Source organism: Solidesulfovibrio carbinolicus, from assembly GCF_004135975.1.
Lineage (GTDB): Bacteria > Desulfobacterota > Desulfovibrionia > Desulfovibrionales > Desulfovibrionaceae > Solidesulfovibrio > Solidesulfovibrio carbinolicus.
Genome location: NZ_CP026539.1, coordinates 76,411 through 99,516 on the forward strand (window position 1 = coordinate 76,411; position 23,106 = coordinate 99,516).

The window sequence follows — 23,106 nt, forward strand, 5'->3', positions numbered from 1 at the left end:
GGATGCCGCCCTAGGCGAGCAGGCGGTTGATGCGGGCGGCCAGGGCGGCGCTAAAGGCGGCCGGGCCGGGCTGGGGGGCGTACACGAAGGCATGGGCCCCGAAATAGCGGCTCAAGGGATCGGTGTTGTCGCGCAGCCAGCGGGCGCAGGCCCGGTCGTCGGGTTCGCCTGGGGCGTGGGTCGCGGTTTCGGCCTCGGACGGCGTAAGTTCGACAAAGGCCAGCTCGCCGGTGTCGCCGACCAGGGCGTAACGGCCAAGGCCGCCGTCGGTTGCGGCATAGGGCAGATCCACGTCCAGGCCGACAAGGCTCCGGAGGTTCTCGGCCAGGGGGGCTAACAGCAGGGGGGTGCGGGAAAACACGTGGGCGATAAGCGCCCCGCCGGCGCCCTCGGCGTAATAGGTGTTGGGCACATGGGGCAGGTCGGTCCGGCGCAGGTAGTTCACCTGGCTTTGGTGCAACAGCGGCAGGGCCTGGGCCATGAGCTCGGCGGCGGAGATCTCGATGCGGTTGCCCCGGATGTGGCGGGCGGCGACGCGGGCCATGAGCTCGTCGTGCCGGAACCGGGTGGAGTGGAAAAACACCGTGTCGCAGCCGTCCAGGACATAGTCCAGGGCGCGTTCCAAGAAACGGTCGGAAAACAGGAAATCGCCCAGGGTCAGGAAGGTGAAGCGGCCTTCCTCCCTGGAGCGCCGCAGGGCGTCGGCCTGGTACAGCGACATGGAGCCGTACTTGCCGGCCTCGAATCCCGGAGCGGCGGCCACCTCCTCGACGGCGACGATTTCCGCCGGGACCAGGGAGGCCAGCTCCCGCCAGGCGGGGTAGGCCTCGACGCGGCCTCGGTCGGCGCGGCGGGTGTAGAGCGTAAAGCACACGTCGTGGCGGGCGGCGGCCTGGGGGATGTTGCCCGAGGCCAGCAAGGAGGGCACGGTGGCCCCCATGAACAGGTCGAGATAGGGCGCTCCCCACACCGGCGCGGTGATGCGCAGCTTGACGGCGTCGCGCTTTTCCAGCGGCGGCGAGACGCGCCGGCGCCGCCATTTGGCCAACACGGCCGGCCGGTCGTCCGGGGCAAGGGGGCCGTCGGCACTTGCGCCAAGGGCCAGGGCCTGGCGGGACGTCCGGGCCGCGCCGTCGGCGTCGCCGGCCAACAGCAGCAGCTCGGCCGCCTTTGCCCGGGTGCGGGGGCAACAGGGATATTCGTCCAGGGCCGGCAGGAAGGCCGCCGCCGCACCGGCGTGGTCCCCGGCCTGGACGAGCAGGCAGGCCGCCGCGTCCCTGGCCACGACAAAAAACGGAAAAGCCTCGGCCAGGGCCAGCAGGGCCGGCGCGCGCTGGCCGTCCGGCGCTTCCAGGCACTGGCGCAGACGAGATTCCAGATGCTGCCCGAGGGAGCGGCCTTCGGCGGCGACAACAGCGTCCCAGGCGGCGGCCAACGGTCCGGGCGGCGGCGATTTGGCCTCGTGGGCCCGGGCGATGGCCCGGCGCAGCCTGTCCCGCATGGCCCGGGCCAGGGCGGCGACTTCCGGCGGTCCGGCCACGGGCCGGGAGAGCTGCAGATAGAGTTTGTAGGGATAGTCGGGGGCTTCGTCCAGGTAGCGCCACGGATCGTAGAGGCTCAGCAACGGCAGGCCGGGCGCGAGGGCGGCCACGGTTTCGGCCACGTCCACGAGGTAGGTCGGCGGAACCGTGTTGACCAGGCAGTCCAGGGGGCCGGCCGTGGCCAGAGCCTCGGGCGGCAGCACGGTCCGTCCCGGCGTCTGGCCCGCCACGACGTCGTGGCGCTGGTCGAAGCAGGCGGCCGCGTCCAGGTCCGCCTCCCGGTCCAGCCGGGCGATCAGGGCCAGGCCCGCCTCGCCCAGGCCGTAGACGCCGATCCGGCGATAGCCCTGGGCACGGCAGTGGTCCACCACGGCGTCGAGCTGCTCTGCCGTGACGCGCACGGCCCTGTCGTAAGGAAAATGGAAATGGTGCAACAGCATGGAGACTCCGCCCGGCTCACTGCTCGGGGCAGCCGTAAAGGCCGATGGTGCCGGCCGTGACCTTGCCCTGGAGCACGAAGCGGTAATGCTGCTTGTCGTGGCGGGCCAGCCGGTCGCAGACCGCGTCGCCGCGCCGCAGCAGGTCGTGGCGCGCGCCGTCCCATTGGCCGGGGCCGATCTGCTCCGCCTCATGGATCAGGGCCGAAAATTCCTGTTCCAGGCCGAGGGGGGCGAGCCGGTTCATGTACCAGTGGCCGATGTCGTAGAATTTTTCCAAAAAGGCATATTCGGCCGGGGGAAAACGCAGCTTGGTGACCCAGCGGTCCTGGAATTCAACCGACCCGCTGCCGTCAAACAGGTCGTGTTCCTCGCAAAAGGCGTACATGGCGCTGCCCGGGTAGGGGGTGAAGACGTTGGCCTTGACCCGGTCGGCCAGCACCTGGGCGTTCAGGGCCAGGGTCTGGAGCATTTCGTCCAGGGTTTCCGTGGGCATGCCGAGCATGTTGAGGGTCCACACGCCCAGGCGGTAGCCCGTGGCCGCCAGCAGTTCGAGCTTGGCCCGGGACTGGGCCACGTTGGCCTTGCGGCGCAGCAGCTTGAGAATCCTGTCGCTGCCGCTTTCCAGCCCGACGACCACGCGCAGACAGCGGGACTGCCGCAGCCGCAGGGCCACCTCCTCATCCATGTGCAGCAGATGGGTCTGGATGGAGTAGCCCACGTGCCCCGGAACCCGTGTCTCGAAGGCGTCGCAAAAACGCAGGGTGCGCTCCCGGTTGAGGCAAAACAGATCGTCCATGAAATTGATCACCGTCACCCCGTAGCGCTCGGCCAGGGCGTTGATCTCGTCGATCATGTCGTCCACGCCGCGCATCCGCAGGTAGCCCAGCTTGGACTGGGGCAGGCCGATGTGGCGGGAATAGCGTTCCCGGAAAAGGGGGGTGTGGCAGTAGCTGCACGAATAGGGGCAGCCCCGGGAGGAAATGGCCCGCAGCCAGCCGTCCTTGGTGGTCTTTTCGAGAAACTCGGGTCCGAAAAGTTCGTAGTCGGTGTGCGCCAGCCCGTCCAGGTCCTGCACCAGGGGGTTTAGGCGGTTGCGCACCTCCCGGCCGTCGCGCCTGGACCAGATGCCCGGAACGCCGGCCGGGTCCCGGCCCGAGGCCAGGGCGTCGACAAAGGCGGGCATGGAGATCTCGCCCTCGCCCACGGCGACGTAGTCGAACAGCCCGCTGGCCAGGGTTTCGTCGGGATACAGGGTGGGATGGGCCCCGCCGCACACCGAAGGCACATCCAGGGCCGCCCGCAGACGTTCGGCGATGAGGCCGATATAGGGGAAGGACGGCGAGGAAAACGAATAGGCCAGCAGGTCCGGGCCAAAGGCGGCGGCCTGCTCGGCAATCCCGGCCAGGGCCTCTTCGGTCAGTTCCTCATGAACGTGCAGGCCGCGGGTCTCGTGCCCCTCGCGGCGCAGCAAGGCGGAGAGCAACCCCGGCCCGAGGGGATAGCTCGGCGGCGCGGCCGGGATCTCATAGAAGACAAAGAGGATTTTCATGCAGACATCCTTGTCGGCCGGGGCCGGGGGCGCGGCGGCGTCTCGTGCCGCTTCCACGAACGGCTCAGGGGACAATTCGCGGACAACAGCCTAAGTCCTGTAAATTTCTTGAAAAAAACTCGGACTTTCTAAGGGGCGCGACACTAGCCGGCGGCGGCGACTTTTTTGGTGTCGTCCATGCTGAGGGCTGAGGTGAAATTCTTAAACACCAGGCCGCTCAGGCCAAATCCGGCGTCGCTGATCCTGCCCAAAAACGCCTCGTAGAGCCGGGCATAGCGCTGCTTGATCTCGGCGTATTCGACCACGAACAACTGGTGGAACAGGGCGTTTAAGGCTTCGTCGGAGTCGCCCCGGGCCACGCCGTCGAGCACGGCCAGGAAATGGCGGTAATTGCGCTCGCCCAGATCGTGCTCGTACTGGTTGAAGCTGGCCTTGAAGGCCTGGAACTCCTCCCGGAAGGCGTCGAGCACCGCCCGGTTCATGGGATTGGTCATGCGGGCGACGAGGTTGCCGATGTTGATTTGCAGGGAATCCATTTCCAGGACGTGGGGATAGCGGGCGAACATGTTTTCCCACAGCAGGGAGACCCGGCGGCCGACGGGGTCTTCGATGACGTAGGTGGGCTGTTCCCAGTAGTTTTTCGCCTCGATCACCTTTCCCTCGCTTTTGAGGCGATGGTAGAGCTTGGAGGCCCGCACCAGCATGAGCACGTTGGTGAGGGAGCGCACGCTGCAGGCCAGGCCGCATTTGCGGAGAAACTCGATGTTGGCGCGCAGGGTCTCCCCGGTGGAGTACGGGCCGAACATGATAAAGCCCACCAGGACATAGAACAGGCCCATGTCCTTGAGCATGAGGGCGGTTCGGTAGTTGTCCTCGGCGCTGGCGTGCTTTTCGTAGATGGCCAGCTCCTGGTCCGAGCCGGCTTCCGCGCCGATGATGACCACGTCGATGCCCGCCTGCTTGTACAGGCGCAAAAGCGCCATGTCCTGCTCGGTCTTCATGGTTTCGCAGCGCATGTAGACCTTGGCGGAGATCTTAAGCTTGCGCCTGATGATTTCCTGGCAAATCGCCCTGGCCCGCCGCTTGCCCGCTTCGCCCGGGTCCTCGAAGGAACTGTCGGAAAAATTGAACAGCCTGGCCTTGTAGTCGCGCGCCAGCAGTTCCAGCTCGTCCACCACATGGCCCGGGGAACGGCCCCGCCAGCGTTTGCCCTTGTACATGCGCGAATACAGGTTGACGCAGCAAAAGCTGCATTTGCCGATGCAGCCGCGCGAAGTGATGACCCGCACGCTTTCGCGCAGTCCGCCGTCCACCGGATCTTTTTGCCCTTGCTCCAGGAAGTCCCGGGCCGGAAACGGCAGGGCGTCGAGATCCTCGCAGGGCTTGCGGAAGGGATTGGTCTGCACGCCGCCGTGCCCGTCGCGCCAGGCCAGGCCCTGGATGCCGGCAAAATCCGTCTCGCCCCGGTCCAGGGCCTCCAGGAATTCCAGGGTGGTGTATTCGCCCTCGCCGATGACGATGGCGTCGATGGCGGACTCGCTGGCCAGGATGTCCTCGTAGAGCATGGACAAAAATGGGCCGCCGGCCAGCACGCGGGCCTCGGGCCGGCGGGCCTTGACGGCGGCGGCCACCTGCCGCACGGCGGCGAAATTGACCATGGTCAGCTGGAAGCCGTAGACGTCGGCCTCCACGGCGGCGGCCCGGTCGATCTGCTCCTGGCCCCGGCTGGCGAAGCATTGGTGGATGGACGCCTGGCGTCCCTTCTGGCGCAGGAAGGCGGCGAGGCTGCAAATGCCCAGCGGCACTTCCTGTTCGTATTGGTAGTCTCCATCCATGACGACGTTTATCAGGGCAAGGTTCATGCGGTCTCCGGTCATGCTGGCGAAACCCTCGGGCGCGGGTTCAGATGAAATTCACGTGGGCGTTGGGATGGCGCAGTTCCCACAGGTAATCGTTGATCTTGTCCATCCGGCAATTGACCCGGCAGGCGGCCGGATCAAGGCTCTCGGCGCACCAGCCCAGGGAGGCGGCGCGTTTTTCACCGGTCCAGATGGCCTCGAAGGTTTCCTCGAAAATGTTGCCGTAGCGGAAGCGCTCGTCCCCCAGGTAGACGCTGCATCCCCAGACGTTGCCCCGGGAATCGATGTAGGACCAGAACGGCAGGGCGCGGCAACGGTCGTAGCGGCGGCGCTTGGCGTCCCAGGCGCGCATGGCGTCGAGGCGGAAGACCACGGAAAAGGCGTCGGTGGCGTAGGCGTTCACTTCCTCGGCCAGGGCGGCGTATTGGCCGTAGACGATGTCCTTGTAGGCGGCCTGTTCGCCCTGGGGATGCTGGGAATAGGGCTTGACCACCAGGTAGTCCAGGCCCAGATCCCGGCAGCGGCCGGCCAGGGACGGGATTTCCGCCGCGTTTTCCGGCAGCAGCAGGATCTGCGCGCCCAGGGTGCAGGCCGCGCCCTGGCGGGCCCGGATGGCCACGGCGGCCTCCAGGTTGCCCATGACCGTGTCGAAATCCCGGGCCTTGGTCCCGTGGACGGCGGCGTAGGTCTCGGGGCTGCCCGCGTTGAGGCTGACCTTGATCCAGCTCGTGTCCCCGAGGATGGCCTCGCTGACGGCGGGCTTCATGAGCACGGCGTTGGTGGTGATGGCGCAGTCGATGCCGGCTTGCTTGGTCTGGCGGACGATGTCGGCCATGCGCCGGTGCATGAACGGCTCGCCCTCGCCGGCGTACATGATGCTTTTGACGCCAAGACGCCCCATCTCGGCCAGGCGTTGGCCCAGGATATCGGCGTCCATGAAGTCCGGGCGGTAGCCGGCGAAGTCCAGCCCGCAAAACCGGCAGCGGTGGTTGCAGGCCCCGGCCGGGCTCAGTTCCATGTACAGGGGATAGATGGCCTCGCCTTCGAGCCAGTCGGCGACGCGGCGGGGGTGCAGCAAGAGCTTGTGGGAGTCTATCCGGAATGCATCGCGCGCCATTGGGCCCTGTCCTGGCTAGAAGGTGCTTTTCGTCGAAACGGAATCCATCCAGTAGTGGAGAATGCAGGCGTGGCCCGTTTCCGCCATGCCGTAGTTGTTGGCCGGAATCCAGAAATTGAGGTCGCCCAGGGCGCGGATGGCGTTGTCCGGCCCCATGGCCGAGATGGTGACCACGGCGGCCCCGATCTCGTTGGCGTACCGGCAGGCGTTGACCACGTTGGGCGAGTTGCCCGAGCTGCTGATGGCCACCAGCATGTCCCCGGCCACCAGACGCGAGCGCAGCGGCTCCACGAAGACCTGGTCAAAGGACACGTCGTTGGCCACGGCGGTGAGCAGGGCCAGGTCGGTGAACACCTGGGTATGGACCTGGGCGTTCTTGGCCAGGTCGGCGGCGAAATGGCTGGCCATGGAGGCGCTGGCCCCGTTGCCGACCAGATAGATCACCCGGCCGGCCCGGCGCAGGTTCACGGTCACGTCGCGCCAGTGGGCAAAGGCCGCGTCGCCGGCCAGGGGCCTGGCCGCCGCGCCGGTGACCTCCAGAGCGCCCAGGCAGGCCTGGAGGGAGTCGGTATGCTGCCGCCACATGGCCGCGTCAGCCGCCGTTGAGGGCAGTCCACAGTTGGGGGATGGTTTGGGCATGCAGTCCTCGTACATAATAACTCCTCCCGCCGTCGGCTACGGTTCTGACCAACATGGTCTTCCACGGCCTGAAATAGTAGGCGGCGCTGGTGCGCGGGGCTTCCACGCCGAAGTCTTCCGGAAGCTCGTGCATGTCGCACACAAGGGTGGTGAAGCGGCGGATGCCCTGGCCGTCGCCCCGGGCCTGGTCGGCGTTGCGCGCCATGGCCAGGGCCTTGAGGTACACTTCCGGGGCCATGACGGCGCTGCCGAAATTCATGACCGCCCCGTGCTCCAGGCGTTGGACGGCGTGGGCGAAAATCAGGAAATCGTCGTAGCTGGCCCGGCCCAGGGCGGCCCCGTCGCAGTTGGGGTGCTCGTGGACGATGTCGTAGCCGATGCCGACATGGACGGTGACCGGAATGTCCAGGGCGTAGGCCCGGGCGAAAAGGCTCAGGTCGGCGTGGGGCAGGCCGCTTTCCAGGATGTGCCGCCCGACGGCCTCGCCGAAGCCCAGGCCGTCGGCCACGCCCTGGGCCACGATGTCGTTGAGGCGTCCCGTCTCGCGCCACAGGCCGAACTGGCCCTGGGCGATGTACGTGGCCACGCATTCGGTGGTGCGCCCGGCCAGGGCGAATTCGAAGTCATGGATGGCGCAGGCCCCGTTGACCGCGACGCAGTCGACGTAGCCCTGCTCCATCAGATCGAACAGGTAACGCTGCATGCCCGAGCGCAGCACGTGGGCCCCGAGCATGAGGATGCGGGCCGCGCCGCGCCGCCGGGCCTCGCCAAGCGCCTCGGCCACACGTTCAAAGGCGGGATGCACGCATTCGCTGGCCGTGGGCGCGGCGACGACATCGACCCCAAGCAGGCTGCGGCGCTCCGAAAGGGGCAAAAGACGCAGGGCGTCGCGGTCAAATCGCGAGTACTTGCTGGGCATGGCGGCAACCTATTTCATGGTGGCGGTGATGTATTTTTTCATGGACCTGCGGTCCACGAACTTGTCGTTGCCCAGGATGCGCACGGCCAGGGAGCCGGCGACATTGCCGAAAAAGGCCACAAGCTCCTCGTGCACGTCCATGAAGCAGGCCATGGCGGCCACGGAGAACAAGGCGTCCCCGGCCCCGACCCGGTCCACCACGGTGGAGGAAAATGACGGCACCCGGACGAACTCCCGCTGGGGCGTCCACAGCGAACAGCCCCGCGCCCCCTGGGTGACCAGGGCGGCCCGCACGCCCAGCCGGCCGCCGACCTCGACCAGCAGCGGGCGCACCTCGCTGACCTGGTCGCGGGTTTCCAGGCGCAGCTCGTGCTCGGCCAGGGCGAAAAAATCCGCCCGCGGATAGCGCCCGATGGTGTTGAACCCCCGGTTGCCGGCGTTGGCCTGGGTGTTGACGGCCAGAAACGGGGCCTGGGCGGCCAGCGCCTCGACCATGGCCGAGGACACCATGCCGTGGCCGAAATCCGCGACAATGACCATGTCGTAGCCGGCCAGAAGCTGGCGCAGCCTGTCGCACAGGGCCGCGTCGAGCTCGGCCGGCAGCGGGTCGTCCTTCATGACGTAGATTTCCAGCACCTTGTTGAGGGAACCTTCGTCAATAAATCGACGCTTGAGGGTCGTGGGGGCCTGGGGGCGGGTGAAAAAATGCGGCGTCACGTTGGGGCGCAGGCGGTCCCGGATGAAGCCCTCGTGCCGCTGGGTCTCGCCGAGCATGGTCAAAAGCCCCACCTCGCCGGCAAATCCGGCCACATGGTTGGCCACGGCCAGGGCCCCGCCGGCGTACAGGTCATGGGACAGGTACTTGAGCGCCAGGATGGGGTCCTTGGACGATTTCCCCAGGGCGGCGGTGATCTGGTATTCGTCCAAAATGGTGTCGCCGACCACCAGCACCTTGAGATCGCGCATGGCCTCAAGCTTGCCCAGCAGCTCGGCCAGGGGGTAGCGCTTGCGGAACATCCGCAGGTATTCGTCCATCTCCTCGCCGTATTTGGCGATGTATTTGTTGATGAGGTTGGAGGAGCTGAACACGATGTCCGAGGTGAAGACGAGCTCGGCGCCGATTTCGCGCACCACCTCGGCCTCGGGGCCGATCTTGCCGGCCGGGTCCGAGGCCACGTCCTTGAATTCGTCGCCCTTGGCGTAGACCGCCGGCCGGATGATCCGCAGGGTCTGTTCGGCCGTGGGCCATTCGTTGACGGCGACATAGTCGGTCTCGCCAAGCGACGCCAGCGCCTCGGCGCGCAGGGATTCCGTGAAGGCCGGCCGGTCCGGCCCCTTGTCCACGAACCGGTCCGGGGTGAGGCTGACCATGAGCACGTCGCCGTGCTCCTTGGCCTGGGTGAGGTAGCGGATGTGGCCGATGTGCAGCAGGTCGAACACGCCGTGGCACAGCACCACCCGCTTGCCCTGTTTGCGCAAGGACGCCGCGATCTCTCCCAGCTCCGCGATGGTTTTGATCTTTCTTTCGACAGCGGACATCCTCAATCTCCTTGTTGCGCCGCCCGCGTCCTGCGGGCGGCCTTCAGGTCCAAAGCTGGCGCACGCACGGCAGCGGCCGCAGCCCGTCAACGGGATCGGCCCGCCATTGCCTGTCCGCCGCTTCCGCCGCGACCGGGGCCTTGACGCCGTCCCCGTCGGCCAGACAGCCCAGGCGCACGGCCCGGATCATGGCCTCGGCCTGCCGGGGCAGCCAGCAGTGCCCGGCGGCGTATTCGGCCCCGGCGGCGTCCAGGTCGAGATGAAATTCCACAAGGCTTGCGCCGAAGCGGTGGACGGCGCGGTGCACCACGCCTTCCTCCACGGTATGGTCGGACCAGCCGGCCGGACAGCCAAAGGCCTCGCGCAGGGTCGCGATGGCGGCAAGATTGGCCTGCCGCGCCGGGGCGGGATAGCCCGACACGCAGTGCAGCAGGGACAGGTCGTCGCAACCGGCGTCGCGCAGGGCGGCGACCGCCCGGCCGACCTCTTCCAGGTCGGCCATGCCCGTGGACAGCACCACCGGTTTGCCTGTCGCGGCGCAGCGCCGCAGCAGGTCCGTCCAGAGCAGTTCGTAGGACGCGACCTTGAGGGCCTGCACATGGCCGGCCAGCAGGTCCACGGCCTCCAGGTAAAAGGGCGTGCACCAAAAAGCGACGCCATGGTTTTGACAGCAGGCCGCGATGTCGGGAATAAACGATTCCGGCAGCTCCCACTCCCGACGGCGGCGGTGCTCGGGGCTGCGCGACAGAATTTCCGGCGCGAACAAGGCATCAATTTTAAACAATTGAAACTTGACGGCGTCGCAGCCGATGGCGGCGGCCGTCTCGATAAACGCCACGCAGCGCTTGAAGTCGCGCGCGTGGTTGCTGGATACTTCCGCGATAAACATCGGCGTCGGCATGGCGCCTCTCCAGGTCCGGCCGGATTGTTGGGGCCCGGGGCAAACCGCCCCGGCCGGCCCGCCAGGCTGCCCGGCGTGTCGGCCGCTACGCAACATGCATAACGAATGCCACTTTTTTACGCGGATCGGATATTGCATAGGCAGGCCAGGCAGGCCCGCACAACCACCGGCAGGGAGCCCTTTGCCATGCAAATCGCCATCATCCCCGCGCGCGGCGGCAGCAAACGCATCCCGCGCAAGTCCATACGCCCCTTTTTGGGCAAGCCCCTGATCGCTTATGCCATAGAGGCCTGTCTGCAAAGCGGGCTTTTCGACCATGTGCTCGTCAGCACCGACAGCGAGGAGTTCGCCGCCGTGGCCCGCGAGCACGGGGCCGAAACGCCCTTTCTGCGGCCGGCCGAGCTGGCCGGGGATTACGTGGCCACGGCCCCGGTGGTGGACCACGCCCTGGATTGGGCCACCCGCCACTGGGGCCGGCCGGACCGGTTCTGCCAGCTCTACGCCAACCCCTTTGTCACGGCGGAAAACCTCGCCGGCGGCCAGGCGCTGCTGCGCCGGGAACGGGCCAACGTGGTCCTGGCCGTCACGACTTTCGCCTACCCGATCCTGCGCGCCCTGGCCTTGGACGAAGCCGGCGGCGTGGGCTACGCCTTTCCCGAATACCGGGAAAGCCGGTCCCAGGATCTGCCGACGTTCTACCATGACGCGGCCCAATTCTACTGGCACGAACTCGCGGACATTCCGCCCGACCGGACAAAGCCCCGCAACCTCCCCTACGTCGTGCCCCGCCACATGGCCGTGGACATCGACACCGAAGAGGACTGGACCATTGCCGAACGGCTCTTCCAGGCTTTCCGCCAGCCCTGACGCGGCGGCCCCCCCCGGCCCCGAGGTCGCCTTTTTCTGCGAAGGCTCCCGGGCCCTGGGCCTTGGCCACGTGGAACGCTGCCTGGCCGTGGCCCGGGCCCTTCGCGACGGCCATGGCGCGGCCTGCCGGTTCGTGTTCCGGGGGGACGACGACGTCCTGCCCAGGCTGGGGGAATTTGCCGTGACGCGCCTGGAACGGGCGGACGATTTTTCCCGCTGGAACCCGGACCGCGCCCCGGCGGCGGCGGTTTTGGACCTGCGCCACGACCTGGACCCGGCTTTTTTCGACCGGCTGCGGGCCCGGGGCGTCTTTTTGGCCGCCCTCGACGATCCCACGGCCAACAGGTTACGTTGCGACCTGGTTTTTTATCCGCCCGTGCCCCAAACCCAAGCCCTGGACTGGGCAGGATTTTCCGGGATCGTGCTGCGCGGCTGGGAATATGTTCCCCTGCGCCGTGAGTTTGCCCGCCCCAAGGACCCCGCGCCGACGGCCGAACCCGATCCGGGGCGGCCCAGGCTGCTCGTGGCCATGGGCGGCAGCGATCCCTGCGGCCTGGCCGGGCGCGTGCTGCGCGTGCTTGGGCCGCTGTCCCAGCCCCGGCAAACCACCGTGGTGGCCGGGGCCCTGGACGCCCGGGCCGGGGAGCTGGCCGCCCTGGCCGGGCCAGACGTCGTGGTGCGCCGCGATGTGCGCGACATGGCCGGGCTCATGCGGGCCAGCGACCTGGCCGTGGCCGCCTTCGGCATGACCGCCTACGAACTGGCGGCCTGCCGCGTCCCGCAACTATTGCTGTGTCTGACCGACGACCACGCCCTGTCCGCCTCGGCCCTGGACCGGGCCGGCGCGGCCGTGTCCCTGGGCCGCCACGACACGGTCACGGACCGGGAGATCGCCGCCGCCCTGGAAGCGCTGCTCGGCCGGCCCGACCTGCGGGCGCGGCTGCGCGAAAACGCGGCGGCGCTGGGGCTTGGCGACGGCGCGGCCAACATCGCCGCCGCCCTGACGCGGCATCTGGAGAACGGGTGTGACAAACGACCCTGACGCGCCCCGGCGCTGGAACGGCCACCACGGCCCGGTGCTGCACAGCCGGGACGGCTTCGACGTCATCGACTGCGCCGCCTGCGGCTTCCGCCATGTCGTGCCCATTCCCGACGAGGACGCCCTGCGCGACATTTACAAGCACGACTACCACGTCAAGGACAAGCCGCTCATGCTCCAGCACCAGCTGGAGGACCGGGAATGGCTGGAGGCCACGGGCGACGCCCGGCTGGCCGTGCTGGAACGGCTGCTGGGCCGGGTCGGCTCGCTGCTGGACGTGGGCGCGGGCAACGGGTTTTTCCTGGCCCGGGCCAAGGCGCTGGGCTGGGCCGCCCGGGGCGTCGAGCCCTCGGACAAGGCCGCCGCCCACGCCAGATCCCTGGGGCTGGCGGTGGACTGCGAGACCTTCGGCCCGGCCTGCGCGGCCCGGCTTGGCCGGTTCGACGTGGTCCATCTGGGCGAGGTGCTGGAGCATCTGCCCGACCCCGCCGGCATGTTGCGCCTGTGCGGCACGGCCCTTAATCCCGGTGGATTGCTGGCCGTCAGCGTCCCCAACGACTACACCGCCGTCCAGCGCGTCCTGCACCAGGATCTGGGCGTTCGCCCCTGGTGGGTGGCCCCGCCGCACCACCTGAACTATTTCGACCGCGACAGCCTTGAGGGACTGTTTCGCCGCACGGGATTTGCGCCCTGCCACGCCGCTGTTTCCTTTCCCATGGAACTCTTTTTGCTCATGGGCAAAAATTATCTGGACGATCCGGCCCTGGGCAGGGAATGTCACGCCATGCGCAAAGCCCTGGAGCTGGCGCTTCTTGGCAGCGGCAACAGCCGCCTTCTTGAGGCCCTGCACGAAGGTTTCGCCAGGGCCGGAATGGGCCGCACGCTCCTTGTGGTCGGCCGCAAACAACAACAGGACGCGCCATGAACAGACTGCAAGGAAAGATCGCCCTGGTGACCGGCGGCGGACGCGGCATCGGCCGGGCCGTCAGCCTGGCCCTGGCCGGCCAGGGCGCCGCGGTGATCCTCTCCTGGGTCGCCGACCCGGCCCGGGCCGAGGCCACGGCGGCCGACATCGCCGCCCGGGGCGGCCAGGCCCGGACCCTGCCCCTTGACGTCGTCGATCCCGCCTCCATCGACGCCGCCGCCGCCGACATCGCCGCCCGGGAAGGCCGGCTGGACATCCTGGTCAACAACGCCGGCATCAACCATCCCAACGATTTCGACCGCATCACCCCCGAGGAATGGGACGCCGTCATGGCCGTCAACCTCAGGGGGCCGTTTTTGTGCACCCAGCGCTGCCTGGGCCTTTTGCGCCAAAGCGCCGGGGCCAGCGTGGTGAACATCGGCTCGGTCAGCGGCCAGTACGGCGGCCCCCGTACGGCCCATTACGCGGCCAGCAAGGCCGGACTGATCTCCCTGGGCCAGGTGACGGCCCGGTTCGGGGCCCAGTGGGGCATCCGCTGCAACACCGTGGCCGCCGGCGTCATCGCCTCGGACATGGGCGAGGCGGGCCTGCAAAGCCCGGTGGTGCAAAAGGCCGTGGAAAACGTGCTGGCCAAGCGCCTGGGAACCCCGCAGGAAGTGGCCGACGCCGTGGTGTTCCTGGCCTCGGACGAGGCCGCCTACATTACGGCCCAGACCATCAACGTCAACGGCGGCCTCTACTTCTAGGCCCGCCGCAACAGGACAACGCGCCCATGAATCCCGACCTGCTTGCGCGCCTGCGGCGGTTTGCCGCCGAGCTGCGCGCCTCCATCATCGTCATGAACTGCCACGCCGGCTCCGGCCATCCCGGCGGCTCGCTGTCCTGCGTGGAGATCGTTTCCTGGCTGTTCGACCAGGAAATGCGCTTTTCTCCCGAAAACATGGCCGATCCGGACCGGGACCGCTTCATCCTGTCCAAGGGCCACTCCTGCCTGGCGCTCTACGCGGCCCTGGCCGAAAAAGGCTTTTTTTCCAAGGACGCCTTCCGCAGCCTGCGCCACGTGGACGGCATGCTCCAGGGCCACCCCGACCGGCTCAAGACCCCGGGCGTGGAATTCAATTCCGGCTCCCTGGGCCAGGGCTTTTCCTTTGCCCTGGGCTGCGCCCTGGGGGCCAAGCGGGCCGGCCGGCGCAGCCGCGCCTACGCCTTGCTCGGCGACGGCGAACTGGGCGAGGGGCAAGTCTGGGAAGCCTGCATGTTCGCCGCCCACCACGCCCTGGACAACCTCGTGGCCGTGGTGGACTACAACAAATTCCAAAGCGACGACCTGTGCACCCGGATCACCGCCCTGGAGCCCCTGGCCGCCAAGTTCGCCGCCTTTGGCTGGCATGTGCTGGAAATCGACGGCCACGACTTTCGGGAGATCGCCAACGCCTTTGCCCGGGCCCGGGCCATGGCGGGGCGGCCCACGGTCATCATCGCCCACACGGTCAAGGGCAAGGGGGTGTCGTTCATGGAAGGCGTGCCCAAATGGCACGGCAGCCTGTGTCCCAGCGGCGAGGAGCGGGCCTGCGCCCTGCGCGAATGCGGCCTGACGGAGGCGTTGTGATGGAAAACATGCGCGACGCCTTCGGCAAGGCCCTGACCCGGCTGGCCGGCCAACGCGACGATTTCGTGGTGCTCGACGCCGACGTGGCCGGCGGCACCGGAACCCACCATTTCCGCGCCGCCTATCCCGACCGGTTCATCCAGTGCGCCATCGCCGAGCAGAACATGTTTTCCATGGCCGCCGGCCTGGCCTCCACCGGCGTCATCCCCATCGTGACCTGCTATGGCGTGTTCGCCTCCATGCGCGCCCTGGAACAGGCCCGCAACTCCATCGCCTATCCCGGCTTCAAGGTCATCATCGCCGCCAGCCACCTGGGGCTCGACGTCGGCCCCGACGGGGCCACCCACCAGGCCCTGGAGGACATCGCCATCTACCGGGCCGTGCCCGGCATCCAGGTCGTGTCCCCGGCCGACCCCCACGAGCTGGCTTCGGTCCTGCCTCGCCTGCTCGACGGCGATTCCCCGGTCTACCTGCGCACCGGCCGCAGCCCCCTGCCCGACGTTTTCGCCCCGGACACGGCCTTTGACCACGGCCGGGCCCAGGTGCTCCACGAAGGCCGCGACACCGCCATCCTGGCCGTGGGCGTCATGGTTCACCGGGCCGTTGCGGCCGCCAGGCGCCTTCAAGACGAAGGCGTCGGCTGCCGGGTGCTCAACATGTCCTGGCTTAAGCCCATGGACGAGGCCGCCGTGCTGGCCGCCGCCCGGGAGACCGGGGCGCTGGTCACCTGCGAGGACCACAACAAATACGGCGGCCTGGGCGGAGCGGTGGCGGAAATCGTCGGCGAGGGCCATCCCGTGCCCCTGCGGCGGGTGGCCATCCAGGACGTCTACGGCGAATCCGGCGACCCGGACGACCTGGCCGCCAAGTACGGCCTGACCACCGACCACATCATGGCCGCCGTGCGCGCGGTCCTGCGGCGCAAGGGCTGAGATGGAGGGCTTGGTCGTTGTGGTGCAGGCCGCCTCCCGGGCCTGGAGCGGCGCGCCGGACTGGTGCCTCAACGAGGTGGACGGCCGGCCGGTGGTGGCCCTGACCGTGGCCCGGGTCCTGGAGCATTTCCCCGGGGCGGCGGTGCGCGTCGCCGCCCCGGCCTTCGACGCCGGCGGCCGGCTCGACGACCTGCCGGCCCTGTTTCCCGGGGCCGACCTGGGCGTGGTCTACGGCCATGACGCCAGCCCCTTGCGGCGCATGCTGGCCGTCCTTTCCGGCCGGCCCGAGGACGCCTTGTGCCTGCGCATCGACGGGCTGCATTTCGGCTGGCGGCCCGACCACGCCGCCTTGATGCTCGCCCGCGCCCGGGAGCTGGGCCTGGACTGCGTGAAAATGCCCGACGACTACCCGGTCCAGCTCACCGCCGACGTCTACCGCCACGGCGCGCTGCGCCGGGCCCTGGCCCTGCTTGAGGGGCATGGGCAGGCGGCGCTTTACCACGTGCACCCCAAATTCTTCATGCTGGCCCATCCCGAGGCCTTTGCCTGCCTGCGCCTGGCCGACGCCCCGCCCGTTCCCGACGACTGGCTGCGGCGCTGCCGGGATATCGCCCGCGACGTCTACACCGAAGGCCGCATGCGCGTGGCCGAGGGCGGTCAGGCCGGGAGCCGCATCGCCGCCGGCGACCAACTGACCTTCCACTACGAGCTGGCCCTGGAGCACGTGTCCGCAAGCGACGTCGTCCTCGACGTGGCCTGCGGCCCGGGCTACGGCTCCCGGATGCTGGCCGGCCGGGCCGGGCGCGTCTTCGGGGCCGACCTCGATGCGGCCGTGGCCGCCTGGGCCCGCCGGCCGGGCGATCCCCCGAACCTGGGCTTTCTGGCCGCCGACGTGACCGCCCTGCCCCTGGCCGACGCCTGCCTGGACATGGTCACGAGCTTCGAGACCCTGGAGCATGTCGAGCCCGACCCGTATTTCCGGGAGCTTCGACGCACGCTGCGCCCGGGGGGGCTGCTGGCGCTGAGCACCCCGCAAAACCGGCTGGGCCATATCCCGGTCAACGCCCAGCACCGGCGGGAATATTCCCTGGACGAACTGCTGGCCCTGGTGCGGCCGCATTTTGCCGTCGAGGCCGTCATCGGCGTGAAGCAGGGCCGCATCGTCTTTCCCGGCGATCCCTTTGGGCAAAACACGATGCTCCTGTGCCGCCGGCCGGCCCCGGAAGCAGTCGAAAGCCGCAAGCCATGACCAAAACCCTCATCATGATCGGCGCGGGCCTGGAAACGGTTCCGGCCATCATCAAGGCCAAGGCGCTGGGGCTTCGCGTGGTCGCCGTGGACGCCGACCCCAACGCCCCGGGCTACGCCCATGCCGACGAAGCCGTGGCCGGCTGCGTCTACACCCCGCAAATAAGCGTGGACGCCCTGGCCGCCTGGGCCCGGCGGGGCGGCCGGCCCGACGGCGTCATGTGCGCGGCGGTGGACGCCCCCCATACCGTGGCCGCCGTGGCCGAATACTTCGGCTTGCGCGCCGCGAGCCGGGAAACCGCCGCCCTGGCCACGGACAAGCTGGCCATGAAGGCCCGGCTGGCCGCCCGGGGCATCCCCGTGCCCTGGTATCAGGCTGTTTCGGGGCCGCAGGAGCTGGCCGAGATCATTGCCGCCCGCCCGGGCACGCTCATCGTCAAGCCCGTGGACAGCCGGGGGGCGCGCGGGGTGCTGCGCCTGGTTCCGGGCTCGCCCCGCACGCCCTCGCCCCGGGAGGCCTACGACGCGGCCGCCAAGGAGTCGCCCACGGGCCGGGTCATGGTGGAAGCGTATCTGGACGGCCCCCAGGTCAGCACCGAAGGGCTGTGCGTGGAAGGCACGCCCTACACGCCCGGTTTTTCCGACCGCAACTACGAATTCCTGGACCGCTTCGCCCCGAGCGTCATCGAAAACGGCGGCGAGCTGCCTTCCGTCCTGGCTCCCGACGTCCGGCAGGCGGTCAAGGATCTCACCGGCCGGGCCGCCCTGGCCCTGGGCATCGACCACGGGGTCTACAAGGGCGACATGGTGGTGCACCAGGGGAAGCCCTACGTCATCGAGATCGCGGCCCGGCTGTCCGGCGGCTATTTCTGCACCCACGAAATCCCCTGGAATACCGGCGTGCGCTTCGTGGAGCAGGCCATCCGCCTGGCCGTGGGCGAAGTGCCCCAGGCCGCCGACCTGACCCCGGTCCACGACCGGGGCGTGGCCCAGCGCTACCTGTTCGCGCCCACGGGGACCATTGCGCGCATCGAAGGCGTGGAGCAGGCCCGGGCCGTGGCCGGCGTGCGCCTGGTGGAGCTGCGGGTTCGGCCCGGCGCGAGAATCGAAGGGGTCACCAGCCATCCGGCCCGGGCCGGGGTCGTCATGGCCGTGGCCGACAGCCGAGACGAGGCCGTGGCCGCCGCCGAGGAGGCCGTTTCGCGCGTCGTCTTCGTCAGCGAGCCTCACCCATGAAGCTGTTCGCCATCTTTCATTGCAACCTGATGTTTTCCTCCATCCCGGAGCGGCTGCGGCCAGAGGTCGTGCGGCGCTGCTACCGGCCGTTGCTGGCCCTGGTCGGCGAGCATGGCTTTCCCCTGGGCATCGAGGCCACGGGCCTGACCCTGGAGTTCCTGGCCGAGATCGCCCCGGACTGGATCGCCGATCTGCGCGGCCTGATCGGGCGCGGGGCCTGCGAACTCGTCGGCAGCGGCTACAGCCAGCTCATCGGCCCCCTGGTCCCGGCCTCGGTCAACCGGGCCAATCTGCGCCTGGGCCACGAGGCCTACGAGCGCATCCTCGGGGTCCGGCCGCGTCTGGCCCTGGTCAACGAACAGGCCTGGGCGGCCGGACTTGTCGCCCATTACCGCGAAGCAGGCTACGCGGGCGTGTTCATGGACTACGACAACCCGGCCCGCTACGCCTCCCCGCCCTGGCCCGAGGCCACGGCCCGCCGGCCCCAGCGGGCCCTGGGCGCGGCCGGGGACAACATTCCGGTCATCTGGGGCCGCTCCATGGTGTTCCAAAAGCTCCAGCGCCTGGCCCACGGCGAACTGGAAGCCGAGGCGTATCTCGACTACCTGGAGCAGCAAGGCCCGGGCTGGCTGCCGGTGTACGGCAACGACTCGGAAATCTTCGACTTCCGGCCGGGCCGCTTCGAGGCCGAAGCCCCGCTGCGCCCGGACGGCGAATGGGCGGCCGTGGCCCGGGCCTTTAGTGCCCTGCGGGAGCGCGGCCACGTCTTTCGCCTGCCCGGCCGGGCCCTGGACGATCTCACCGCCGGGGACCCGGGGCGGCTACTGTCCCTGGGGTCGGCCGAACAGCCGATCCCGGTCAAGAAGCAGCGCAAGTACAACGTGACGCGCTGGGCCGTCACCGGGCGCGACGACTTTCGCCTCAACTCCCTGTGCCGGGCCGTGGCCGCCCGGCTGGAGGAATGCGCCGGCGAGCCGACGGTCGCAAACGACGCCTTGTGGCGCGAACTGTGCTTTTGCTGGTCCAGCGACCTGCGCACCCACATCACCCCGGAACGCTTCGACGAGGCCGCCCGGCGCCTCGACGCCCTGGCCGGGCGGGCGGGCGCCGTCGTGCGCCAGCCCGCCGTGGTCTGCGCCGGCGAGCCGGTCGCCGTCCAAGGGCGGCTCCTGACCGTGCGTGCCCCAGGCGTGCGGGCCGTGCTCAACCTGGCCAAGGGCCTGGCCGTCCACGAAGCCGCCTTTGCCGACCACGACTTCGATCCGGCCTTCGGCACCCTTGAGCACGGCTTTTTCCGCGACATCCATCTCGGAGCCGATTTTTTCTCGGGCCATCTCGTCATGGAAGGCCCGGGCGCGCCCAAGGCCACCGATCTCGCGGCGATCACGCCTTTGCTGAGGGAAACGGAAAGCTATATCGAGGTCTGCTGTTCCTTGGCCCTAGCCGGGGGCCGGCTGGACAAGGCCGTGCGGCTGCACAAAAACGCCCAGCGCCTTGACGTCCTCTACGGCCTGCGCCTGGCCGCGCCGCCCCCGGGCTATCTGCGCCTGGGCCACGTCACCCTGCTCACCGCCCCCCTGGACCCGGAAAGTTTATTTTACGCCGCCGCCAACGGCGGGCAGCGGGAATATTTTTCCCTGGCCGGCAAGGATTTTGACCATGGCGATCACGTTTCGTTCCTGGTATCCTGCCAGCAGGCCGTGGGTATGACGGATTCCCGAGTCTTGCTTGGCGGGAGACGCCTGGCGGACGGCCAAGAACGGGTTGTGGCCATAGAACCGCTTTGCGCGGAACATGCCTTCGTGGCCCTGGCGACCTGCCGCCAGGCCACCCCCGCGCCCTTTGTCCGCATCGCCTTTTCCTCCCACGAGCTGGACGAGACCCGGGAATACGCAACCTGCCCGGCCGCCGGCTTTGCCTTTTCCACGGGGTTTTCCATGACGCCGCACACCACAACAGGGCAGTGATCCATGCTCAACGACAAATCCATCCTCATCACCGGCGGCACAGGCTCCTTCGGACGGCGTTTCGTCGAAATCGTGCTGTCGCGCTATCGCCCCAAACGGCTGGTCATCCTTAGTCGGGACGAACTCAAGCAGCACGAGATGCAGCAAACGCTTTCACCGGAAAAGCATCCCTGCCTGCGCTACTTCATCGGCGACATCCGGGACCCTGGCCGACTCCAGCGCGCCTTTCGCAAGATCGACGTCGTGGTCCACGCCGCCGCCCTCAAGCAGGTGCCCGCCTGCGAGTACAACCCCTACGAGGCCATCAAGACCAACATCCTGGGCGGCCAGAACATTGTGGAAACCGCCATCGACGAAGGGGTGTCCCACGTGCTTGCCCTCAGCACGGACAAGGCGGCCAACCCCATCAACCTCTACGGCGCCACCAAGCTGTGCTCCGACAAGCTCTTTATCAACGGCAACAGCTATTCCGGCCCCGGAGGGTCCAAATTTTCCGTGGTGCGCTACGGCAACGTCCTGGGCAGCCGGGGCAGCGTGGTGCCCCGGTTCATCAAGGCCCGGGAGGAAGGCGTGGTCCACATCACCGACCCGAGCATGACCCGGTTCTGGATCACCCTGGATCGGGCGGTGGATTTCGTCCTGCAGTGCATCGAGGTCATGCACGGCGGCGAGATCTTCATCCCCAAGCTGCCCAGCATGACCGTCGGCGACATGGCCGACGCCCTGTGCCCCGGCTGCCGGCGCGTCATTACCGGCGTGCGGCCCGGGGAGAAAATCCACGAGGTCATGATTCCCTTAAACGAGGCGCGCAACGCCTACGAGTTCGACAACTACTACGTCATCAAGCCCGCCTACCGTTTCTTCGAGCGCACGTCGGAATTTTTCGCCGGCACGAAAGTGCCTGAGAATTTCGAATACAGTTCCGAGACCAACACGGCATGGCTGACGCGGGAGGAGCTCCTGCGCCTGGTCGAGGGATCATGATTCCCTACGGCCGGCAATGCCTCGACGACGACGACGTCGCCGCCGTGGTCTCGGCCCTGCGCTCGGACTTTTTGACCACCGGACCGGCCGTGGCCGCCTTCGAGGGGGCCGTGGCCGCCTACGTCGGCGTGTCCCAGGCCGTGGCCGTGTCCAGCGGCACGGCCGCCCTGCACGCGGCCATGCACGCCCTGGGGATCGGCCCGGGCGACGAAGTCGTCGTGCCGCCCATCACCTTCGCCGCCACCGCCAATTGCGCGGTCTACGTCGGGGCCGCCCCCGTCTTCGCCGACGTCGATCCCGAGACCCTGCTGCTGTCGCCGCGCCAGGTCGCCGCCCGGATCACGCCCAGGACCAAGGCCGTCATCGCCGTGGACTACGCCGGCCAGACCTGCGACTACGCCGCCCTGCGCGCCATTTGCGCCCCGCGCGGCATCGCCCTGGTCGCCGACTGCTGCCACGCCCTGGGGGCCCGGGACGAAGCCGGCGTCCGGGCCGGGGCCATTGCCGACGTTTCGGTGCTCAGCTTCCACCCGGTCAAGCACATCACCACCGGCGAAGGCGGCATGGTGCTCACCAACGACCCGGCGCTGGCCGACCGGGCCCGCGCCTTCCGCAGCCACGGCATCAGCCAGGACGCCGCCGCCCGCAGCGCCCACGGCCCCTTCGGGACCTGGGAGTACGCCATGGAGGAGCTGGGCTACAACTATCGCATCACCGACCTGCAATGCGCCCTGGGCCACAGCCAGCTGCGCAAGCTCGACGGCTTTTTGGCCCTTCGCCGCCGCTTCGCCGCGCTCTACGACGCCCTTTTCGCCGACTGCCCCGGCATTGAACCCCTGGCCCGCCGCCCCGGCATCGACCACGCCTACCATCTCTATGTGACGCGCCTGCCCGCCGCCCGGCGCAAGGCCGTTTTCGAGGACATGCGCCGCCGGGGCTTCGGGGTCAACGTCCACTACATTCCGGTCCACCTCCACCCGTTTTACCGCCGCACCTTCCAGACCGGGCCGGGCCTTTGCCCCACGGCCGAGGCCGCCTACGAACGGCTGCTCAGCCTGCCCCTGCATCCGGCCATGGCCGAAGCCGACGTCCGGGCCGTCGCCGAAAACCTCCGCCAGGCCCTGGCCGACGCCCCGGCCCGCTGACCCCCTTTTTGCCGCAACCGACGAGGCCGCCGTGAACGTGGGAATCGACCTGGACAACACCATCATCCGCTACGACGGGCTGCTGCGCCGCCTGGCCCTGGCCCAGGGCCGCGTTCCGCCCTCCATGCCCGAAAACAAGCAGGCCATCCGGGACCATGTCCGCCAGCGCCACGGGGAAACGGCCTGGCGCGAACTCCAGGCCCGCCTCTACGGCGAGGCCGTGGCCGAGGCCGAACTCCACGACGGCGTCTGGGATTTCCTGGCCGAACTGCGCCGGCGCGGCCTGCCCTTCCAGATCGTCAGCCACAAGACCCGCCGGCCGGCCGCCGGGGACCAGACCGTGGACCTGCGCCAAAAGGCCATGGAATTCCTGGAGGCCAAGGGCTTTTTCCGGGCCGACGGCCTGGGCATGGACCGCCGGGACGTCCATTTCTGCGACACCCGGGCCGACAAAACGGCCGCCATCGCCCGCCTGGGCCATACGGTGTTCATCGACGACCTGGAGGAAGTGTTCCTGGACCCCGGCTTTCCGCCGGGCGTCCTCAAAATCCTTTTTTCTCCGGCCCCCACGACCCGGGCCGCGGACGCGCGCCTGCTGCCCACCTTCGCCGCCATCGCCCGGGCGGTGCTGGGCGAGGCCGCCGTCTGAC

General features: G+C 68.7%; 20 protein-coding genes. 12 read left to right on the plus strand and 8 right to left on the minus strand.

What is annotated here, in order from left to right; translation table 11 throughout:
- Positions 1 to 10 precede the first annotated feature (10 nt).
- From C3Y92_RS20605 to C3Y92_RS20640, 8 genes are all read right to left on the minus strand, one after another.
- Positions 11 to 1,981: a hypothetical protein gene (locus tag C3Y92_RS20605; RefSeq protein WP_129356073.1), complete on the minus strand. Its 1,971-nt coding sequence runs from the start codon at positions 1,979 to 1,981 to the stop codon at positions 11 to 13.
- 16 nt (positions 1,982 to 1,997) lie between these two features.
- Positions 1,998 to 3,530, minus strand: a complete 1,533-nt coding sequence (locus C3Y92_RS20610) for a B12-binding domain-containing radical SAM protein (protein ID WP_129356075.1) — start codon at positions 3,528 to 3,530, stop codon at positions 1,998 to 2,000.
- Positions 3,531 to 3,673: 143 nt separating this feature from the next.
- The gene (locus C3Y92_RS20615; RefSeq protein ID WP_165352187.1) at positions 3,674 to 5,392 is read right to left on the minus strand and encodes a B12-binding domain-containing radical SAM protein; all 1,719 of its coding nucleotides are present in this window, start codon (positions 5,390 to 5,392) and stop codon (positions 3,674 to 3,676) included.
- A 40-nt stretch (positions 5,393 to 5,432) separates the two neighbouring features.
- Positions 5,433 to 6,506 (minus strand): radical SAM protein, encoded by a 1,074-nt coding sequence (locus C3Y92_RS20620; protein WP_129356079.1) that lies wholly within the window; start codon positions 6,504 to 6,506, stop codon positions 5,433 to 5,435.
- 15 nt (positions 6,507 to 6,521) lie between these two features.
- Positions 6,522 to 7,145 (minus strand): SIS domain-containing protein, encoded by a 624-nt coding sequence (locus tag C3Y92_RS20625; protein ID WP_235669722.1) that lies wholly within the window; start codon positions 7,143 to 7,145, stop codon positions 6,522 to 6,524.
- Complete coding sequence (locus C3Y92_RS20630) at positions 7,099 to 8,064, minus strand: ornithine cyclodeaminase family domain (protein ID WP_129356081.1); 966 nt, start codon at positions 8,062 to 8,064, stop codon at positions 7,099 to 7,101. Before C3Y92_RS20630 ends, C3Y92_RS20625 begins: the two co-directional genes overlap by 47 nt.
- 9 nt (positions 8,065 to 8,073) lie before the next feature.
- Entirely contained in the window at positions 8,074 to 9,603 is a 1,530-nt protein-coding gene (locus tag C3Y92_RS20635; RefSeq protein ID WP_129356083.1) for a PfkB family carbohydrate kinase, read from the minus strand.
- A gap of 43 nt (positions 9,604 to 9,646) precedes the next feature.
- Complete coding sequence (locus C3Y92_RS20640) at positions 9,647 to 10,504, minus strand: N-acetylneuraminate synthase family protein (protein WP_129356085.1); 858 nt, start codon at positions 10,502 to 10,504, stop codon at positions 9,647 to 9,649.
- Positions 10,505 to 10,690: 186 nt separating this feature from the next.
- Here C3Y92_RS20640 and pseF point away from each other — a divergent pair, with 186 nt between their 5' ends.
- Genes pseF through C3Y92_RS20700 form a run of 12 tightly spaced genes read left to right on the plus strand, consistent with a single transcriptional unit; the run spans position 10,691 to position 23,105 of the window.
- Positions 10,691 to 11,371 carry a pseudaminic acid cytidylyltransferase gene (gene pseF / locus C3Y92_RS20645; RefSeq protein WP_129356087.1) on the plus strand — a complete coding sequence of 227 codons (681 nt, stop codon included), beginning with the start codon at positions 10,691 to 10,693 and terminating at the stop codon, positions 11,369 to 11,371.
- Positions 11,334 to 12,413, plus strand: a complete 1,080-nt coding sequence (locus C3Y92_RS20650) for a PseG/SpsG family protein (RefSeq protein WP_129356089.1) — start codon at positions 11,334 to 11,336, stop codon at positions 12,411 to 12,413. The genes pseF and C3Y92_RS20650 overlap by 38 nt, the downstream gene beginning before the upstream one ends.
- Positions 12,397 to 13,335: a class I SAM-dependent methyltransferase gene (locus C3Y92_RS20655; protein ID WP_129356091.1), complete on the plus strand. Its 939-nt coding sequence runs from the start codon at positions 12,397 to 12,399 to the stop codon at positions 13,333 to 13,335. Before C3Y92_RS20650 ends, C3Y92_RS20655 begins: the two co-directional genes overlap by 17 nt.
- On the plus strand, positions 13,332 to 14,081 hold the full coding sequence (locus C3Y92_RS20660; protein ID WP_129356093.1) for an SDR family NAD(P)-dependent oxidoreductase: 750 nt from the start codon (positions 13,332 to 13,334) through the stop codon (positions 14,079 to 14,081). Before C3Y92_RS20655 ends, C3Y92_RS20660 begins: the two co-directional genes overlap by 4 nt.
- A gap of 26 nt (positions 14,082 to 14,107) precedes the next feature.
- Positions 14,108 to 14,944 (plus strand): transketolase, encoded by an 837-nt coding sequence (locus C3Y92_RS20665; protein ID WP_129356095.1) that lies wholly within the window; start codon positions 14,108 to 14,110, stop codon positions 14,942 to 14,944.
- Positions 14,944 to 15,876: a transketolase family protein gene (locus C3Y92_RS20670; protein ID WP_129356097.1), complete on the plus strand. Its 933-nt coding sequence runs from the start codon at positions 14,944 to 14,946 to the stop codon at positions 15,874 to 15,876. The genes C3Y92_RS20665 and C3Y92_RS20670 overlap by 1 nt, the downstream gene beginning before the upstream one ends.
- A 1-nt stretch (position 15,877) precedes the next feature.
- Positions 15,878 to 17,125 carry a class I SAM-dependent methyltransferase gene (locus C3Y92_RS21740; RefSeq protein WP_129356099.1) on the plus strand — a complete coding sequence of 416 codons (1,248 nt, stop codon included), beginning with the start codon at positions 15,878 to 15,880 and terminating at the stop codon, positions 17,123 to 17,125.
- Positions 17,122 to 18,360 carry an ATP-grasp domain-containing protein gene (locus C3Y92_RS20680; protein WP_129356101.1) on the plus strand — a complete coding sequence of 413 codons (1,239 nt, stop codon included), beginning with the start codon at positions 17,122 to 17,124 and terminating at the stop codon, positions 18,358 to 18,360. The genes C3Y92_RS21740 and C3Y92_RS20680 overlap by 4 nt, the downstream gene beginning before the upstream one ends.
- Positions 18,357 to 20,327 (plus strand): glycoside hydrolase, encoded by a 1,971-nt coding sequence (locus tag C3Y92_RS20685; protein ID WP_129356103.1) that lies wholly within the window; start codon positions 18,357 to 18,359, stop codon positions 20,325 to 20,327. Before C3Y92_RS20680 ends, C3Y92_RS20685 begins: the two co-directional genes overlap by 4 nt.
- A gap of 3 nt (positions 20,328 to 20,330) precedes the next feature.
- Positions 20,331 to 21,311, plus strand: coding sequence for a UDP-N-acetylglucosamine 4,6-dehydratase (inverting) (gene pseB / locus C3Y92_RS20690; protein ID WP_129356105.1), 981 nt, complete (start codon positions 20,331 to 20,333; stop codon positions 21,309 to 21,311).
- Positions 21,308 to 22,456: a UDP-4-amino-4,6-dideoxy-N-acetyl-beta-L-altrosamine transaminase gene (gene pseC / locus C3Y92_RS20695; RefSeq protein ID WP_129356107.1), complete on the plus strand. Its 1,149-nt coding sequence runs from the start codon at positions 21,308 to 21,310 to the stop codon at positions 22,454 to 22,456. Before pseB ends, pseC begins: the two co-directional genes overlap by 4 nt.
- A gap of 31 nt (positions 22,457 to 22,487) precedes the next feature.
- Positions 22,488 to 23,105, plus strand: coding sequence for an HAD family hydrolase (locus C3Y92_RS20700; protein WP_129356109.1), 618 nt, complete (start codon positions 22,488 to 22,490; stop codon positions 23,103 to 23,105).
- Position 23,106 lies beyond the last annotated feature (1 nt).